We start from the raw sequence: 16,662 nt of genomic DNA on the forward strand, positions 1-16,662 counted from the left end.
GCCAGCCGGAAGACTTTACACGCGGGCGGGAAACTTGCCGCGCACGACGTTGTGGATATCCGCGCGGGCGATGCCCAGATCGGCCAGTTCGCGATCGTTCAGCTCGGAAAGCTCGCGATAGGCAACGCGCCGGGCGCGGCGTTCGGCGAGCGCCGAGCGCACGCGGTCGAACAGCGCGACCGTGCGGTTGAGGCTGTCGCGCAGCGCCGCGTCGATCGCGGCATCCTGCGAGGCGATCGCGTCGGCGATCGGGGAACCCAGCGTGGTTTGACGTGTGATGGTAGCCATGATCTTCACCTTCGGTTTAGGGTCGAAACGAGGCGCCGGCATTTCGTCGTTGCCGATCGTCATCGTCGTTTCGCAGTGCAACATAGGCCTCCGGGCGCTGTTTGTGGAGCGAGAGTTTTCCGTGTCAGCCATGCAAAAAATATAGGGAAATTGGTTAAGTCATGATTAAATCGCGCATCTCCTCCTTGCGTGGCGCGCTGCGCGCACAAGGGCTGGACGGTTTCATCCAGCCCCGCAACGACGAATTTCTCGGCGAATCCGTGCCCGATTCGGCGGCGCGCCTGGCCTGGCTGACCGGCTTCACCGGCAGCGCCGGGCTCGCCATCGTGCTGGCCGGGCGCGCCGCGGTGTTTTCCGACGGGCGCTACACGCTGCAACTCGCCGAGCAGACCGACGGCGCGGTGTGGGAACGCCTGCACATCACCGAAACCCCGCCGCAGGACTGGCTCAAGGCCGCCGCTCCCGGCGCGCGGATCGGCTACGACCCCTGGCTGATGAGCGCCAATAGCGTGACGAAATATACCGAGGCCGGGCTGGCCATGGTGCCGGTGGACAACCCGATCGACGCGTTCTGGGCCGGCCGGCCGGCACCGCCCGCGGCACCCGCGGTACCGCACAAAGTCGAATTCGCCGGTGAAACCGCATCGTCCAAGCGCGCCCGCATCGCCGAGGCGATCAGCAAGGATGGCGCGGATGCGGTGCTGCTGACCGACCCGCACGCCGCCGCCTGGCTGCTCAACCTGCGCGGCGCCGATCTGCCGCATACGCCGCTCGCCCTGGCGTTCGCCCTGCTCCGGCGCGATTCCTCGGCGGTGCTGTTCATCGACCCCGCCAAAATCCCGCCGGAAACCCAAGCCCATCTCGGCAATTCGGTCGCCATCGTCCCGCGCGCCGGGATGGCGCAGACCCTCGCGAGCTTGCGCGGCAAGCGGGTCCGGCTCGACCCCGCGACCGCGCCGATCCGCTTCACCCAGATGCTGGACGATGCCGGAGCGATCACCGTCTCGGGCGACGACCCCTGCGTTCTGCCGCGCGCGACCAAGAACGGCGTGGAGCGGGAAGGCGCCAGGGCGGCGCATCTGCGCGACGGGGCCGCGATGTGCCGCTTCCTTGCCTGGTTCGACAACGCCGCTCCGGCGGGCGGCCTCACCGAACTGTCCGCCGCCGCCGCGTTGCGCCGGTTTCGCGGCGAGGCGGCCGAATTCCGCGCCGAGAGTTTCAGCGCGATTTCGGGTGCCGGCGAACATGGCGCGATCATCCATTACAGCGCGGACGACGCGAGCAACCGGGCGATCAGCGCCAACGAGGTCTATCTGATCGACAGCGGCGGCCAGTATCTCGACGGCACGACCGATATCACCCGCACCATCTGGACCGGCCCCGGCGCGCCGCCCGATGCGGTCAGGGACCGCTTCACCCGCGTCCTGGCCGGGCATATCGCGCTGGCCCGCGCGCGGTTTCCCGAAGGCACCACCGGCCCGCTGCTCGATGCGCTGGCCCGCGCGCCGCTCTGGGAAGCCGGGCTCGATTTCGACCATGGCACCGGCCACGGCGTCGGCTCCTATCTCTCGGTCCATGAAGGGCCGGTCAGCTTCCACCGGCTCGCCAGGCCGGTGCCGCTGGCGCCGGGCATGATCCTGTCCGACGAGCCGGGCTATTACGAGGCCGGCGCCTACGGGATCAGGCTGGAAAACCTGCTCTTGGTCACCGAATCGCCGGTCGGCGCGAAGAAGCGTTTTCTGGAATTCGAGACCCTGACCCTCGCGCCGTTCGACACGCGGCTGATCCTTGCCCCGCTGCTCGATCCCGCCGCGATCGCCTGGCTGAATGCCTATCACGCGCGCGTTCTGGAAACCGTCGGACCGCTGGTCGATGCCGAAACGCGGGCCTGGCTCGCAAAGGCCTGCGCGAGAATGGAGGCCGCTTCGGTTTGATTTTTCGAAAATGCTTCCGGGGTAAGGTTGCCGAGCGTCCTGCCGTGACCGGCGCCGCATGCCTTGGGCTGCCGGGACCTATGAAGATGAGGAGTTCCGGTCTCCGTCCGCCGTCCCCGGACCATGCCGGGCCTCAGAGGGCATCTAGAGCAAGGTAGGTTCTGATTGAACCATTCCGTTCAATCAGAACCGGCCAACTTGCTCGCCAAAATATGAGTAGAGCGTGATCGACATGAACCGATCGCGCTCTAGCGCGCTGGATCGCGGATGTCCGCCCGGAAACCCCCGACGGCTGACGGTGGCGCACCGGACTTCTGCACCGAAAAGACCCACCTGCGGCCTACGGGGCGGGTCTGGCGCGAAAATCAAAAATTCCGCACAAGAATGATGATCTTGCGTAGTCATCAGACCTAGTTAGTTCAGCCCCACGTGAAGCCGAGGAAGGGCGAGGTCGTCATTATCGATGATCGCGTCGCAGCGGACCCCAGGCTCGCAGAGCGGGTTTATGGTGGCCACGTGTCGAAACGCATCAGTAACAGCCGCGTCGTCAGGAGGACAAGGTGCCGACGGAACGTGCTATCATCCTCGTCTGACAATCCTGGGTGGGGGCCCTGCGGATGCAAGCGCTTCCAAAGCCCGTTGATAAAATTCTTGCCCCCATTTCCCCACTCGTTCAATTGCTCGTCGAGAAATCCTTTGCTGGCGAGCATTTCTCGCCGATTCTCACTGCTCGCGAGATGCTCAGCTCCTGGGTCCAGCTTTATGGCAATCTCGTCAAGGAGGCTTTCAAAGAATACACGAAGCTGAGCATTAGCTGAAGCCCAATTGCCTCTGGCATGTGCGTCGAGAGCCTGGTCAAAATGTCCCTTAGGCGTAGCGAAATTGTGGGCATCCAGCAGGCGGATGACTTGATCCTGAGCCTGTGGAAGTTTGAGCTCTTCAGGTAACGTCCGTTGGATATTCCTTTCCTTAACCTCGAAACCATCAAGTCGTAGCATCCGCAATAAAGTCTGCTGAACTTCGGAATATTCGGGCGTCTCAGAAGATTCGAATACCGGCAACAGCAAAACACCCTTTTCGACTATTGCATCCTGCAAAAAACCACCGTCATCAGTTTTGTGTTCAGGGTCGGCATCATAGAATGATATGAGGTGATTAAAACGACGTGACAGGGAGCCGGCATTGCAATTTTGGTTCAATGCAGATCCGAATTTCAAAAGGACGCGCGTTAGTTCTTCGTGCGTCTGGAAGGTGCCTTCCATGACCTCCACCGCCGCGATCACTGTTTGGCGTGAAAATCGAAGTGCCCACATGCCCAGCAGCCTCCTACTATTCGACTCACCCCCGTTTTATATCTGACAAAGGCGGATCAGGCAGCATGATCGTCTCTCCTAGAAGGCGCATTATGGAAAGCGGGGGGAGCGGGAAGTCGAAGCCAAGTCCCCAGCGCAGGGGCGTGCAGGCGGTAGAGTAGACACCGCGCAGGGACCGGTCAAAACCTTTCTGCAGGGCCGTGCCAAGCCAGCACGCATACTTGGAAGAGAGGATAGGAGCGGTGGGCGCGAAACCAGGTTTCACGCCGCGCTCGACATAGGATGTGCCGAATACGTTTGATCCCCGAGGCCGGCAAGGAGGCCCGCGATGGAGATATCCTCGTCGGGGCCATCCCAACGCAAGCCGCGCGGGCTGATCTTAGAGCAATATGGCTTTAAGTGGAATCGCGCAGCGATCCACAAAGCCATGAAATTGCTCGCCCAAACAAAGAGTAGAGCGCCATCTTCGGCCGATATCGCGGTTCGGGACAAATCGGAACCGTCATTGCGAGCGGAGCGAAGCAATCCACAAGCTTCATCCGCCCCCGCACAAGCCCCTTGCCCACCCCCCGCCATTTATGTTCTTGTTTCGTTCGTGAACCTGAACACCCCCTCGGCCCGCTTCGCCGGCATCATCGAGTATCTCTGCCAGGCCGTCGCCGCCAGGGGCGTCAAGGGTGCGTTCGCATCGCCGCTGCTGACCCTCCTGCTCTGGAACCGCCTGCGCTTCATCGCCACCCGCTTCAAGGCCATCGCCAGCGCGCCCCGCTACGCGACCCCGCCCCGGCGCCGCGCGCGGACACGCCCTCCGGCACCGCCGCGCGAACCCGAACCTGCACCCGCACCGTCCGAGCCCGCATCGCCGGAACCCGAAGCGCTCCGCCTGCCGCGCCGCTTCGGCTGGCTGCTCGCTCCGTTGCCGGAATCCAGGACGGCCGCCTCGCAGCTTCGCTTTTTCCTCGGCGATCCCAAGGTCGCCGCCATGATCGCGGACGACCCGCGCTTCGGCCGCCTGCTCCGTCCCCTGTGCCACAGCCTCGGCCTCCGCCCGCCGACCTGCCTGCGGATCGTGAAATCATCCGAACCCGCGGCACCCGAGCCGCGGACAAACACCGCCCCCGAAACACCATCGATGCGGCACATCCCGTTCCATGTTCAGGTGCCGCCCCAGCCCGGCCGCGCCATCCAGCCCGTCCTTTGCCGCGCCATCGCGCGCGCGCCGCCCTGACCGCGCACCGGCTCATCCGCCCGCCCAACCTTGCCCGATCAGCGATCAGGCAGGGCGATCGGCGTTGCGGACATCCTCAGGCGGCCACGGCGGCGACATCCACGTCCAGCGCATAGCCGGCGGCGCGCACCGTGCGCACCAGGTCGAGTTCGCCCGGCGCGTTGATCGCCTTGCGCAGCCGGCGGATATGCACATCGACCGTGCGCGGCTCGACATGAATATCCCTGCCCCATACCGCGTTCAGCACGTCCTCGCGCGAAAACACCCGGCGGGGATGGCGCATGAAAAATTCGAGCAGGCGAAACTCGGTCGGGCCCAGATGCAGCAGCTTCGACCCTCTCGTCACCCGGTGGGTCGCGGGGTCGAGCTCGATATCGTGGAAAATGAGCGGCGACTTGGCCGGCCCGGTGCCGGACCGGCGCAGCAGGGCGCGGATGCGCGCGATCAGCGCCTCCGGCGAAAACGGCTTGGTGATGTAGTCGTCGGCGCCGGTTTCCAGGCCGCGCACCGCGTCCTGATCCTCGGCGCGGGCGGTCAGCATGATCACCGGCAGGCCGCGCATCGCCGGCCGGCGGCGGATCTGGCGGCACAGCTCGATGCCGGACAAAGTGGGCAGCATCCAGTCGAGCAGCAAAAGATCGGGCGGCGATTCGGTGATCTTGGTCAGGGCTTCGGTGCCGTCGCCCGCCTCGTCCACCCGGAATCCCTGTTTTTCGAGGTTGTAGCGCAGCAGCGTGACCAGCGGGGCCTCGTCCTCGACGATCAGGACCAGGGGTTTCGCGCTCCCGCTCATCGGCACCTCCTTCATTGGTTCGACTGTCGTGCGTAGGCGGCGAGCAGATCGCCCTTGGGCCTTGTATCCGGCAGGGTTTCGCCGGTGGCGGCGTAATAGGTGAGTTCGGCGACGTTGGTGGCGTGATCGCCGATCCGCTCCAGGTTCTTCGCGATGAACAGAAGATGCGTGCAGGCCGAAATATTGCGCGCATCCTCCATCATGTAGGTGATCAGTTCGCGGAAGATGGTGGTGTAGAGATCGTCGATCATCTGATCGGCGCGCCAGACCGATACGGCTTTCTGGGGATCGGCCTCGGCGATCGCGTCGATCGTGGTCTTGAGGTTCTCCTGCACCAGCCGCGACATCTGGGCGAGGCTCGCGAGCGGATAGGAAGGTGCGGCCTCGTTCAGGATCAGCGTGCGCTTCGCGACATTCGCCGCGTAATCGCCGATGCGTTCGAGATCGGTGGTGACTTTCAGCGCCGCGACCACCTGGCGCAGATCGTCCGCCACCGGCTGGCGCAAGGCGAGCACGCGGATCGCGAATTGCTCGATCGCACGCTCCTCGGCATCGACCCTGGTATCGAACTCCACCACCCGCGCGGCGAGCGCCGCATCGCGGGTGAGCAAAGCCGTCACCGCATCGGCGAGTTCGGTCTCGACCAGACCGCCCATCGCCGCGATCATGTCGCGCAGCCGGCCGAGATCGGCCTCGAAGCTGCTCAAAATATGTTTGGAGTCTTCCGGCATCGTCGCGTTCCTCAGCCAAACCGGCCGGTGATGTATTCCTGGGTGCGCCGTTCGCGCGGTGCTGTGAACATCTGCATCGCGTCGGCAACCTCGACCAGCTCGCCGAGATAGAAGAACGCCACGCGGTCGGCGCAGCGGCCCGCCTGCTGCATGTTGTGGGTGACGATGAGGATGGTGAAGTCGCGCTTCAGCTCGTCGATCAGCTGCTCGATCTTGAGCGTGGAGATCGGGTCGAGCGCGCTGGTCGGCTCGTCGAGCAGGATCACCTGCGGCCGCACCGCGATGGTGCGCGCGATGCAGAGGCGCTGCTGCTGTCCGCCGGACAGCGCCAATGCCGAGGCGTGCAGCTTGTCCTTCACCTCGTCCCACAGCGCGGCGCGCGCGAGCGAGGATTCCACCCGCTCGTCCATCGCCGCGCGCGACAGCTTCTCGTGCAGCCGCACGCCGAAAGCGACGTTCTCGTAAATGCTCTTGGGGAAGGGCGTCGGTTTCTGGAACACCATGCCGACCCGGCGGCGCAGCCGGTTGATATCGGTCCCCGGATCGATGATGTTTTCATCATCCAGCAGCACCTCGCCCTCGGCGCGCTGGCCGGGATACAGGTCGTACATCCGGTTGAGCACGCGCAGCAGGGTGGATTTGCCGCAGCCGGAGGGGCCGATCATCGCCGTGGTCTGCCGGTCGGGGAAGTCGATCGACACCGATTTCAGCGCATGAGTCGCGCCATAATAGAAATCGAGGTCGCGGACCGCGATTCGCGGCGCGGCGGACGCGGTTCGTGATATCGGCTCCATCCGAGCCGCGGCATCCGGCATGATTACCTTCTGTCTTTCGGCAACATCGTTCATCGGCACAGGCTGCCTGGCGGGGTGGTCGTCACGACGCCGCTGCATAGACCTCTATCATGCCACGGTTATGACAGTTCGATGAAGCTTTTATGACAGATGACCGAAATCACGCCCGATGCGGCAGTTTCGGCTGCTTCACCATGCGCAGATAGGGTCTCAGCGTCTTGAACCCATCCGGGAAACGCTGCTTCGCCTCTTCATCGGACAAAGACGGGATGATGATCACGTCCCGCCCGTCGCGCCAGTTCACCGGGGTCGCGACCTTGTGCGCGTCGGTAAGCTGGAGCGCGTCGATCACCCGCAATATCTCGTCGAAATTGCGGCCGGTCGCCGGCGGATAGGTCAGGGTCAGGCGGATCTTCTTCTGCGGATCGATGACGAACACCGACCGGACCGTGACATTCGGGTCCGCCTCGGGATGGATCATCTCGTAGAGGTCGCTGACCTTGCGGTCATGATCGGCAAGCACCGGGAAATTGAGCTTCTGGCCCTGGGTTTCCTCGATATCGACCGCCCAGCCCTGGTGATTTTCCCCGGTATCGACCGAAAGCCCGATCGGCTTCACGCCGCGCCTGTCCCATTCCGGCTTGAGCCGGGCCACCTCGGCGAGTTCGGTGGTGCAGACCGGAGTGAAATCCTTCGGATGGCTGAACAGGATGCCCCAGGACTCCCCGAGATAGTCATGGAACCTGATCCGGCCTTCGGAACTGGCCTGCTCGAAATCCGGCGCGGTCTGGCCAAGCTGGAGTGACATTCTCAGCATCTTCCTCGTAGTGCGATGCGCCACCAATGGCGCTCAACATGCGGCCATGCAATAGGGCAACCCAGGTTTTGGGGAATCGGCCGGCCATGAATTGCGAAAATCGTGGTGGGCGCGACAGGGATTGAACCTGTGACCCCCGCCATGTCAAGGCGATGCTCTCCCGCTGAGCTACGCGCCCACGATCCGCGACACCGGGCTTCTAGCCGCGCCGAACCGTGCTGGCAAGCCAGTTCACGCCATCCGTTCCAGGGCCATCGCGGTCGCCTCGCCGCCGCCGATGCACAAAGCCGCGACGCCGCGTTTCAGCCCGCGCCGTTCCAGGGCGGCAAGGAGCGTGACGATGATGCGCGCGCCCGATGCGCCGATCGGGTGGCCCAGCGCGCAGGCCCCGCCATGGACGTTCACCTTCTCATGCGGCAGCGACAGATCGCGCATCGCCGCCATGGCGACCACGGCGAACGCCTCGTTGATCTCGAACAGATCGACCCGATCCGTGGTCCAGCCGGTGCGGTCCATCAGCCGGCGGATCGCGCCGATCGGTGCCGTGGTGAACAGGCTCGGCGCCTGCGCATGGGTGGCGTGGCCGACGATGATGGCGAGCGGCGTCACGCCGAGCCGTTCGGCCTCGGAGCGGCGCATCAGCACCAGAGCCGCTGCGCCATCGGAAATCGAGCTTGAATTCGCCGCCGTAACCGTGCCGCCGTCGCGGAAAGCCGGCTTGAGCGTGGGGATTTTTTCCGGCTTCGCTTTGGGCGGCTGCTCATCCTCGGTCACCGAAGCCGTCCCTTTGCCGGGCGGCTGGATCGCGACAATCTCGCCGGCAAACGCGCCATCGGCCATCGCGGCACGGGCACGCCGGAGCGATTCGAGGGCGAAATCGTCCTGCGCCGCGCGGGTGAACTGGTAAGCTTCGGCGCATTCCTCGGCGAAGCTGCCCATCAGGCGGCCTTTATCGTAGGCATCCTCCAGCCCGTCCAGGAACATATGGTCGAGGGTGCGGCCATGGCCCATCCGGTAGCCGCCGCGCGCGCGATCCAGCAGGTAGGGCGCGTTGGACATGCTCTCCATGCCGCCGGCAACCACGATATTCGCACTCCCGGCGGCGATCGCGTCATGCGCGAGCATAGCCGCCTTCATGCCCGAGCCGCACATCTTGTTCACGGTGGTCGCCCCGGTGGCGAGCGGCAAGCCGGCGCCCAAAGCCGCCTGCCGTGCTGGCGCCTGGCCCTGTCCGGCCGGCAGAACGCAGCCGAAAATCACCTCATCGACCGAATCGGGGGCAATTCCCACCCGCTCGATCGCGCCCCCGATCGCCGCAGCACCCAAGGCTGGAGCAGAACTATCCTTCAGGGCGCCGAGAAACCCGCCCATCGGCGTGCGGGCGGCAGAAACGATGACAATCGGGTCTTGGTCCATGGTGGAATTCCTTCAGCGCGGCGCCATCCGTAAGGCGCCGTCGAGGCGGATGGTCTCGCCGTTGAGCATCACGTTTTCGCAGATGTGGCGCACCAGGGCCGCGAATTCATCGGGGCGGCCGAGGCGCGGCGGGAACGGCACCGACGCGCCCAGCGCATCCTGGACGGTCTGTGGCAGCCCATCCATCATCGGCGTGGCGAAAATTCCCGGTGCGATGGTCACGACGCGGATGCCCGAGCGCGCGAACTCGCGGGCGATCGGCAGGGTCATGCCCGCAACACCAGCCTTCGAGGCGGCATAGGCGGCCTGACCGATCTGCCCATCGAACGCCGCGATCGAGGCGGTGTTGACGATCACCCCGCGCTCGCCCTGATCGTTCGGCGCATTGCCCGCCATAGAAGCAGCGGCAAGCCTGATCATGTTGAACGTGCCGATCAGATTGACGGTAATCGCGCGGGTGAAACGGGCGAGATCGTGCGGACCGTCCCGCCCGAGAACCTTCTCGCCAGGCGCGATGCCCGCGCAATTGACCAGCCCATGCAGCGCACCGAAGGCACTAACGGCCTGCTCCACCGCCGCCTTGCCGTCCGCTTCCTGCGTGACATCGGTGCGGACGAAGCGCACCCGGTCGCCAAGGCGCGCGGCACAGGCTGCGCCCTGCGCCTCGTTGACATCGGCGATCATCACGCGCGCTCCCGCGCCGGCCAGCGCTTCGGCGGTCGCAGCGCCGAGACCGGAGCCGCCGCCGGCAACCAGAAAAACCGAGTCTTCAACCTTCATGACAGTATCGCTTTCCTTGTGATGTCGTCTGCGGCAAGCTCGGGGAACATTGCCTCGGTGAAGCGCATGGAATCGGTCGCCGCTTCGGGTTCCGCTTCGGCACGACGCAATTGCACGCGGCGGATCTTGCCCGAGATTGTCTTCGGCAGATCCGTCACGAACACCAATTCACGGATGCGCTTGAATGGCGCCAGCCGTGCGCGCGTGTGGCGGAAGATCGACAATGCCGTCTCGCGATCGGGCATAACCCCGGCGACGAGTGCCACATGCGCGACCGGAACCGCAAGCCGCACCGCATCCGGCTTCGGCACCACGGCGGCCTCGGCGACCGAAGGATGCTCGATCAACACGCTTTCGAGCTCGAACGGGCTGATCCGGTAGTCGGACGATTTGAAAACATCGTCGGCACGGCCAATGAAAGTGAGATAGCCGTCGGCGTCGATCGCGGCAACGTCGCCGGTGCGATAGACATCGCCATCGGTGCCGCGCAACGCGCCGCTTTCGGCATCGACATAGCCGCGCATCAGCCCGGCAGGCGCATCGGCGCCGCAGGGCAACGCCACTTCGCCGTCGCCCGATGCGGAATCGGCGCGATCGAGCAGCAGAACCCGATAACCCGGCAAAGGCCGGCCCATCGCGCCCGGCTTCACCGTCTGGCCCGGCGTATTGCCGATCTGCGCGGTGGTTTCGGTCTGACCGTAACCGTCGCGAATGGTCAGCCCCCAGGCCGCTTGCACGTGCTCGATAATCTCGGGGTTCAGCGGTTCGCCCGCGCAGGCGATTTCGCGAAGCCCGGTTTTCCAGCGGGCGAGATCGTGCTGCACCAGATGCCGCCACACCGTTGGCGGCGCGCAAAGCGTGGTGACGCCGCAGCGGACAATGGTATCGAGCAGCGGAACCGGTTCGAAGCGCGGCTGATTGACGATGAACACGCAAGCTCCGGCATTCCACGGCGCGAACACGCTGCTCCAGGCGTGTTTCGCCCAGCCGGGCGAGGAAATGTTCAAATGGATGTCGCCCGGCTGCAGGCCGATCCAGTACGTCGTCGAAAGACTGCCTGCCGGGTAGGATCGATGGCTGTGCAGCACGAGCTTGGGTTTCGCCGTAGTGCCAGAAGTAAAATACAATAACAGATCGTCATCTGCCTTGGTGACGCCGTCAGGCGAGAACTCGGTCGGCTCATCCTCCGGCGCATAGGCGTGCCATCCCGGTGGCGCCGCGCCGCCGACCGTGATTTTCGGGATGTTCGCTGCCAGTTCGGCAAATTTCGCCACCTGATCCGCCGAGGTCACGATGCAGCCAGCATGGCCACGTTCGATCCGGTCGGCCAATTCCGCTTCGGTCAGCAGCGTAGTCGCCGGCATCACCACGGCGCCGAGTTTCATCGCCGCGAGCATGATTTCCCAAAGCGGCACGACATTGCCGAGTGCGAGCAGGATGCGATTGCCGCGCCCGATGCCGAGGCCGCGCAGGAAATTCGCCGCCTGGTTGGAGCGCCGAGACAGCTCGGCGAAACTCAGTTTTGTCTCGCCTTCGCCGACGGCATCGACGATCCAGAGCGCCTGGGTGTCACGAAATTCCGGGCTGTGCGCAAGGAATTTATCGAACCAGTCGAACGCCCAGTTGAAGTCCGGCTCGTCCGGCCAGCGAAACCCGCCATAGGCGGCAGCGTAATCGGTGCGGTGCCGGAGCAGAAAATCCCGCGCTTCCGCAAAGCCGGTCATTGCACACCTCCCGCCGCGATCGCCCGGAAAATCGCCGAGAAATCCTCGCCCTCATGGCCGGAGGCGGCGAATTTCTCGTAGAGTCGCGTCGCGTGTTCGCCAAGCTCGGTCGCAGCGCCGGTTTCCCGCGCCGCCTCCTGCGACAGGCGCAAATCCTTGAGCATCAGGGCGGCGGCAAATCCGGGTTTATAGCCGTTATTCGCGGGACTCACCGGCACCGGACCGGGCACCGGACAATAGGAGGTCAGCGACCAGCACTGGCCCGAAGCGGTCGATGCCACGTCGAACAAAGCCTGGCGCGACAGGCCGAGCCGGTCGGCGAGCGCGAAGGCTTCGCTCACCGCGATCATCGAAATGCCGAGGATCATATTGTTGCAGATTTTCGCCGCCTGCCCCGCGCCGGCATCACCGCAATGCACAATTTTCTTGCCCATCGCCGCAAGAATCGGCTGCGCGCGCGCGAATGCAGCCTGGCTTCCGCCGGCCATGAAGGTGAGGGTCGCCGCCACCGCCCCGCCGACACCGCCGGAGACCGGCGCGTCCACCGAGTCCATGCCTGCCGCATGCGCCAGTTCGTGCGCCGCCCGCGCGGAAGCGACATCGATGGTCGAGCATTCGACGAACAGCGTGCCAGGTGCTGTCGATTGCAGAATGCCCCCAGGCTCTTCGTAGATCGCGCGCACGATCTGCCCCGATGGCAGCATGGTGATCACCGCTTCGGTGCCGCGCGCGGCATCGGCGGCACTTACCGCGATTGCGACGCCTTTTGCCGCTGCCGCTTCCCGCGCCGCCGCGACCATATCGTAGCCGATCACTCGATGGCCGGCCTTCACCAGATTCGCGGCCATCGGGCCGCCCATATTGCCCAAGCCGACGAAGCCGATGCGTGCCATCCGATCCTCCGTTATGCGTTGACTGGCGTGAGCCCAAGTTCCATCTCGCCGAGCGACGCGAAATAGGCATCGATCGAAGCGTCGTCGACATCCGCCAGAGTCGCCGGCGACCAGCGCGGATTGCGGTCCTTATCGACAAGTTGCGCGCGCACGCCTTCAATGAAGTCGTTATCCCCAGCCCGTCTGACACCCACGCGATATTCGCGGTCGAGCGCCGGTTCAAGCCGGAAATCCTGCCGCGCCTTTCGCACAAGTTGCAGTGTGATCTTCACGGAACCCGGCGAGACACGGCCGATCGCGACGGCAGCTTCGCGCGCTGCCTCGGATTCGTGCGACGCCAGTGCCGCGACGATCTCTTCCGCGGTCGGTTTCGAATAACATTCGTCGATCCAGCTCTGCGCGGCGTCGAGTGCCGATACTGGCGGCGATGAGGCGAATGTCTTGATCCGGGCCGCGACCTTCTCATGCCCGTGAGCGCCGGCAAGCGCGTCGGCAAGTTCCGGCAGTCGCGTGCTCTCGACATAGTAATCGGCGACTCCGCCGAAAATCGCGTCGGCCCCGCTCATCCGATAGGCCGCGATCGCCACGTGCAACCCCGTCTCGCCCGGCATATGACCGAGCAGAAAGCTCCCGCCGATATCCGGGATGAAGCCGATGCCGACTTCCGGCATCGCGAGCATCGTCTGCTCGGTGACGATCCGGTGCGACCCGTGCGCGGAAATCCCGACACCGCCTCCCATCACGATGCCGTCCATGAAGGCGACATAGGGTTTGGGATAGTTGGCGATTCGCGCGTTCATCCGATATTCGTCGGCGAAATATGCGGCAGCGAGCGTCGTCTTCCCGACCCGCGCCGCCTCATACAGATCACGAATATCGCCGCCCGCGCAGAATCCCCGCTCGCCGCGACCATCGACCAGCACGAGCCCGACCTCGGGATCACTGGCCCAGCGCACGAGTGCCGCATCGATCTCGACTTCCATAGCATGAGTCAGCGCGTTCAGCGCGCGCGGCCGGTTCAGCGTGATCCGCCCGATCCCCCGCGTGACCCGGATCTCGACATCAGCCCCGTTCATGCATTCCGCCCGATCATGCCGCGCGCGACGATCAGGCGCATGATTTCGTTCGTGCCTTCGAGAATCTGATGCACCCTCAGATCCCGCACGATTTTTTCGATGCCGTATTCGGCGAGATAGCCATAGCCGCCGTGAAGCTGCAGCGCCTGATTGGCGACGTCGAACCCCGTATCGGTCGCGATCCGCTTGGCCATGGCGCAAAGGCGCGTCGCATCCGGCGCCGAGCGATCCAAGGCAGCAGCCGCGTGCCAGAGAAACACCCGCGCGGCTTCCAGTCCCGTCGCCATATCGGCAAGCCGGAACTGCAACGCCTGAAACTCGTTGAGCGGCTTGCCGAACGCCTGGCGCTCGCCGAGATAGGCAATGCTCGCTTCCAGCGCTTTCTGGGCACCGCCCAGCGAACAGGCGCCGATATTGAGTCGCCCGCCATCGAGCCCGCTCATCGCGATCCTGAACCCGTCGCCCTCGGCACCGAGACGATTCGCCGCCGGCACGCGCGCGCCCTCCAGGATCACCTGCCTTGTCGGCTGCGCGTTCCAGCCCATCTTGCGTTCGATGGTGCCGAACGAAACGCCCCCGGTATCCGCCGGCACGATGAAGGTGGAAATTCCTTTCGGCCCGGCGCCGCCGGTGCGCGCCATCACGATATAGATATCCGACGCACCGGCGCCCGAAATGAATTGCTTGGTGCCGTCGAGTACGTAGCCATCGCCATCGCGTGCGGCGCGGGTTTTCAGCGCCGCCGCGTCCGATCCTGAACCGGGCTCGGTCAGGCAATAGGCGCCAAGCCAGTCCATCGCGCAGAGTTTCGGCAGAAACCGCGCGCGCTGTGCAGCGTCGCCGAACCGGTCGATCATCCAGGCGACCATGTTATGGATCGAGATATACGCCGAAATCGAGGGGCAGCCGGTCGCCAGAGCCTCGAAAATCAGCGCCGCGTCGAGCCGCGACAATCCGCTGCCGCCGCTCGCCTCGCGCACGTAAATCCCGCCCATCCCGAGCGTCGCCGTCTCGCGGATGACATCGACGGGAAAGTGCTTGCGCTCGTCCCAATCCAGCGCGTGCGGGGCCAGACGTTCATCGGCGAAATTGCGCGCCATCTCGGAAATGGCGCGCTGCGCCTCGGTCAAGGCGAATTGCGTCGTCTCGGCGTCAGCAGGTTGCGCGTCCATGGCAGGTTCCTCAGCTCATCGTCGGAATGACGAAACTCGCTCCTTCCTTGATGCCGGAAGGCCAACGGGAGGTGACGGTCTTGGTCCGCGTGTAGAAGCGGATCGAATCCGGCCCGTGCTGATTGAGATCGCCGAAACCCGAGCGCTTCCAGCCGCCGAACGTGTGATAGGCGATCGGCACCGGGATCGGCACATTCACGCCGACCATACCGACCTTCACGCGCTGAGCGAAATCGCGTGCGGCGTCGCCGTCGCGGGTGAAGATCGCGACTCCATTGCCGTATTCATGCGCGCTCGGCAAATGGAGCGCCGCTTCATAATTCGGGGCACGCACGATCGACAGCACCGGGCCGAAAATTTCCTCCTTATAGATGCGCATGTTCGGCGTGACATGGTCGAACAGCGAGCCGCCCATGAAAAATCCGCTTTCATAGCCTTGCAGTTTGAAATCCCGGCCGTCGAGCACGAGCGATGCGCCCTCCTTTACCCCGAGGTCGATATAGTCGCGCACCCGCCCCGCCGCCGCGCTTGTGATCAGCGGCCCGAAATCCGCATCGGGATCGTTCGAAGGCCCGACCTTCAACTGACGGATGCGCGGGATCAGTTTGTCCAACAGCGCCTCGGTCGTGCCCTTACCCACCGGCACGGCGACCGAGATCGCCATGCAGCGTTCCCCCGCCGAGCCGTAGGCCGCGCCGGTCAGCGCATCAGCCGCCTGGTCCATATCCGCATCCGGCATGACGACCATGTGGTTCTTCGCGCCGCCGAAACACTGCACGCGCTTGCCGTGCGCCGCCGCCGTCGAATAGATGTATTCGGCGATGGTGCTGGACCCGACGAATCCGATCGCCATGACGCGGGGATCGGTCAGCAGCGCATCGACCGCTTCCTTGTCGCCGTTGACGACGTTGAAAATGCCCGCCGGCAATCCGGCTTCGAGGAAAAGTTCGGCGAGGCGCAGTGGCACCGAAGGGTCGCGCTCGGAGGGTTTGAGGATGAAGGCATTGCCGCAGGCGATCGCCGGTGCTGCTTTCCACAGCGGAATCATCGCCGGGAAGTTGAACGGCGTGATACCGGCGACCACGCCGAGTGGCTGGCGCATGGAATAGACATCGATGCCGCGCCCGGCCTGATCGGAATACTCGCCCTTGAGAAGATGCGGGATGCCGACAGCGAATTCGACGACTTCCAGGCCGCGCTGGATATCGCCCTTGGAATCCGCGACGGTCTTGCCGTGCTCGGACGAGAGCAGCCGCGCCAGCGGTTCCATGTCGCGCTGCACGAGGCGCAAAAACTCCATCATCACCCGCGCGCGGCGCTGTGGGTTCTGTGCAGCCCATTCGACTTGCGCAACCTCGGCGTTCGCGATCGCGGCTTCGACCTCGGCCTTCGATGCCAGCGGCACGCGCGACTGCACCGAACCCGTGTTCGGGTCGAACACGTCGGCAAACCGGCCGGACTGCCCGGCGATGTGCTTGCCGCCAACGTAATGGCTCAGTTCCTTGGTCATTGGTGCTTCCTCTCGAAATGGGTTGCCGGCCGATGCCGGCCCGTTCAGATTTGCGGCATACCTTTGGGAACGATGGTTTTCACGATCGTTGCATCCAGCGCCTCGAATCCCGCATAATCGATCGTGTCGTAAAGTTCGGCGCGCGTCTGCATCGCGTCGACGCAATTCTGCGCGCCACCGTCGCGCCTTATCG

General features: G+C 64.6%; 15 protein-coding genes, 1 tRNA gene and 1 pseudogene. 2 read left to right on the plus strand and 15 right to left on the minus strand.

From position 1 onward, the window contains the following. Positions 1 to 15: 15 nt before the first annotated feature. Positions 16 to 288 (minus strand): DUF1127 domain-containing protein, encoded by a 273-nt coding sequence (locus AiwAL_RS02845; protein ID WP_262312068.1) that lies wholly within the window; start codon positions 286 to 288, stop codon positions 16 to 18. Positions 289 to 449: 161 nt separating this feature from the next. On the opposite strand from AiwAL_RS02845, the gene AiwAL_RS02850 reads away from it, so the two are divergent. Continuing rightward, positions 450 to 2,222, plus strand: coding sequence for an aminopeptidase P family protein (locus AiwAL_RS02850; protein ID WP_235702758.1), 1,773 nt, complete (start codon positions 450 to 452; stop codon positions 2,220 to 2,222). A 503-nt stretch (positions 2,223 to 2,725) separates the two neighbouring features. On the opposite strand, the gene AiwAL_RS02855 is transcribed toward AiwAL_RS02850, so the two are convergent. Beyond that, complete coding sequence (locus AiwAL_RS02855) at positions 2,726 to 3,535, minus strand: hypothetical protein (RefSeq protein WP_262312069.1); 810 nt, start codon at positions 3,533 to 3,535, stop codon at positions 2,726 to 2,728. A 595-nt stretch (positions 3,536 to 4,130) separates the two neighbouring features. On the opposite strand from AiwAL_RS02855, the gene AiwAL_RS02860 reads away from it, so the two are divergent. Further along, positions 4,131 to 4,763: a hypothetical protein gene (locus tag AiwAL_RS02860; RefSeq protein WP_262312070.1), complete on the plus strand. Its 633-nt coding sequence runs from the start codon at positions 4,131 to 4,133 to the stop codon at positions 4,761 to 4,763. 76 nt (positions 4,764 to 4,839) lie between these two features. Here AiwAL_RS02860 and phoB read toward each other — a convergent pair whose 3' ends face one another. The 13 genes and pseudogenes from phoB to AiwAL_RS02925 form a co-directional block, all read right to left on the minus strand. Beyond that, complete coding sequence (gene phoB, locus AiwAL_RS02865; protein WP_262312071.1) at positions 4,840 to 5,556, minus strand: phosphate regulon transcriptional regulator PhoB; 717 nt, start codon at positions 5,554 to 5,556, stop codon at positions 4,840 to 4,842. Between the two features lie 11 nt (positions 5,557 to 5,567). Next, positions 5,568 to 6,287, minus strand: coding sequence for a phosphate signaling complex protein PhoU (gene phoU / locus AiwAL_RS02870; RefSeq protein ID WP_235704027.1), 720 nt, complete (start codon positions 6,285 to 6,287; stop codon positions 5,568 to 5,570). Positions 6,288 to 6,298: 11 nt separating this feature from the next. Further along, positions 6,299 to 7,102, minus strand: coding sequence for a phosphate ABC transporter ATP-binding protein PstB (pstB, locus tag AiwAL_RS02875; protein ID WP_235704116.1), 804 nt, complete (start codon positions 7,100 to 7,102; stop codon positions 6,299 to 6,301). 139 nt (positions 7,103 to 7,241) lie between these two features. Further along, positions 7,242 to 7,889 carry a peroxiredoxin gene (locus tag AiwAL_RS02880; RefSeq protein WP_235704028.1) on the minus strand — a complete coding sequence of 216 codons (648 nt, stop codon included), beginning with the start codon at positions 7,887 to 7,889 and terminating at the stop codon, positions 7,242 to 7,244. Between the two features lie 112 nt (positions 7,890 to 8,001). Continuing rightward, positions 8,002 to 8,076: transfer RNA gene (locus tag AiwAL_RS02885), tRNA-Val, on the minus strand. A gap of 53 nt (positions 8,077 to 8,129) precedes the next feature. Continuing rightward, positions 8,130 to 9,314, minus strand: coding sequence for an acetyl-CoA C-acyltransferase (locus tag AiwAL_RS02890; protein WP_262312072.1), 1,185 nt, complete (start codon positions 9,312 to 9,314; stop codon positions 8,130 to 8,132). A 12-nt stretch (positions 9,315 to 9,326) separates the two neighbouring features. Beyond that, positions 9,327 to 10,094, minus strand: a complete 768-nt coding sequence (locus tag AiwAL_RS02895; RefSeq protein WP_262312073.1) for an SDR family NAD(P)-dependent oxidoreductase — start codon at positions 10,092 to 10,094, stop codon at positions 9,327 to 9,329. Further along, entirely contained in the window at positions 10,091 to 11,818 is a 1,728-nt protein-coding gene (locus AiwAL_RS02900; protein WP_262312074.1) for an AMP-binding protein, read from the minus strand. The genes AiwAL_RS02895 and AiwAL_RS02900 overlap by 4 nt, the downstream gene beginning before the upstream one ends. Then, positions 11,815 to 12,711 carry a 3-hydroxyisobutyrate dehydrogenase gene (gene mmsB, locus AiwAL_RS02905; RefSeq protein ID WP_235704032.1) on the minus strand — a complete coding sequence of 299 codons (897 nt, stop codon included), beginning with the start codon at positions 12,709 to 12,711 and terminating at the stop codon, positions 11,815 to 11,817. Before mmsB ends, AiwAL_RS02900 begins: the two co-directional genes overlap by 4 nt. 11 nt (positions 12,712 to 12,722) lie before the next feature. Beyond that, positions 12,723 to 13,787 (minus strand): enoyl-CoA hydratase/isomerase family protein, encoded by a 1,065-nt coding sequence (locus AiwAL_RS02910; RefSeq protein ID WP_235704033.1) that lies wholly within the window; start codon positions 13,785 to 13,787, stop codon positions 12,723 to 12,725. Beyond that, positions 13,784 to 14,959: an isobutyryl-CoA dehydrogenase gene (locus AiwAL_RS02915; RefSeq protein WP_235704034.1), complete on the minus strand. Its 1,176-nt coding sequence runs from the start codon at positions 14,957 to 14,959 to the stop codon at positions 13,784 to 13,786. The genes AiwAL_RS02910 and AiwAL_RS02915 overlap by 4 nt, the downstream gene beginning before the upstream one ends. Positions 14,960 to 14,969: 10 nt before the next feature. Next, positions 14,970 to 16,469 carry a CoA-acylating methylmalonate-semialdehyde dehydrogenase gene (locus AiwAL_RS02920; protein WP_235704035.1) on the minus strand — a complete coding sequence of 500 codons (1,500 nt, stop codon included), beginning with the start codon at positions 16,467 to 16,469 and terminating at the stop codon, positions 14,970 to 14,972. A 44-nt stretch (positions 16,470 to 16,513) separates the two neighbouring features. After that, positions 16,514 to 16,662, minus strand: a pseudogene (locus AiwAL_RS02925) (methylisocitrate lyase); the annotation flags it as partial.

The sequence above is a fragment of the Acidiphilium sp. AL genome, from assembly GCF_025499445.1.
Classification (GTDB): Bacteria; Pseudomonadota; Alphaproteobacteria; order Acetobacterales; family Acetobacteraceae; genus Acidiphilium; species Acidiphilium iwatense.

Bases quoted from the DNA above. Each gene is read 5' to 3' on its own strand.
- AiwAL_RS02900 (WP_262312074.1), bottom strand. From the start codon at position 11,818: ATGACCGGCTTTGCGGAAGCGCGGGATTTTCTGCTCCGGCACCGCACC.
- phoB (WP_262312071.1), bottom strand. From the start codon at position 5,556: ATGAGCGGGAGCGCGAAACCCCTGGTCCTGATCGTCGAGGACGAGGCC.
- AiwAL_RS02880 (WP_235704028.1), bottom strand. From the start codon at position 7,889: ATGTCACTCCAGCTTGGCCAGACCGCGCCGGATTTCGAGCAGGCCAGT.
- AiwAL_RS02845 (WP_262312068.1), bottom strand. From the start codon at position 288: ATGGCTACCATCACACGTCAAACCACGCTGGGTTCCCCGATCGCCGAC.
- phoU (WP_235704027.1), bottom strand. From the start codon at position 6,287: ATGCCGGAAGACTCCAAACATATTTTGAGCAGCTTCGAGGCCGATCTC.
- AiwAL_RS02895 (WP_262312073.1), bottom strand. From the start codon at position 10,094: ATGAAGGTTGAAGACTCGGTTTTTCTGGTTGCCGGCGGCGGCTCCGGT.
- mmsB (WP_235704032.1), bottom strand. From the start codon at position 12,711: ATGGCACGCATCGGCTTCGTCGGCTTGGGCAATATGGGCGGCCCGATG.
- pstB (WP_235704116.1), bottom strand. From the start codon at position 7,102: ATGCCGGATGCCGCGGCTCGGATGGAGCCGATATCACGAACCGCGTCC.
- AiwAL_RS02910 (WP_235704033.1), bottom strand. From the start codon at position 13,787: ATGAACGGGGCTGATGTCGAGATCCGGGTCACGCGGGGGATCGGGCGG.
- AiwAL_RS02915 (WP_235704034.1), bottom strand. From the start codon at position 14,959: ATGGACGCGCAACCTGCTGACGCCGAGACGACGCAATTCGCCTTGACC.
- AiwAL_RS02890 (WP_262312072.1), bottom strand. From the start codon at position 9,314: ATGGACCAAGACCCGATTGTCATCGTTTCTGCCGCCCGCACGCCGATG.
- AiwAL_RS02850 (WP_235702758.1), top strand. From the start codon at position 450: ATGATTAAATCGCGCATCTCCTCCTTGCGTGGCGCGCTGCGCGCACAA.
- AiwAL_RS02920 (WP_235704035.1), bottom strand. From the start codon at position 16,469: ATGACCAAGGAACTGAGCCATTACGTTGGCGGCAAGCACATCGCCGGG.
- AiwAL_RS02855 (WP_262312069.1), bottom strand. From the start codon at position 3,535: ATGTGGGCACTTCGATTTTCACGCCAAACAGTGATCGCGGCGGTGGAG.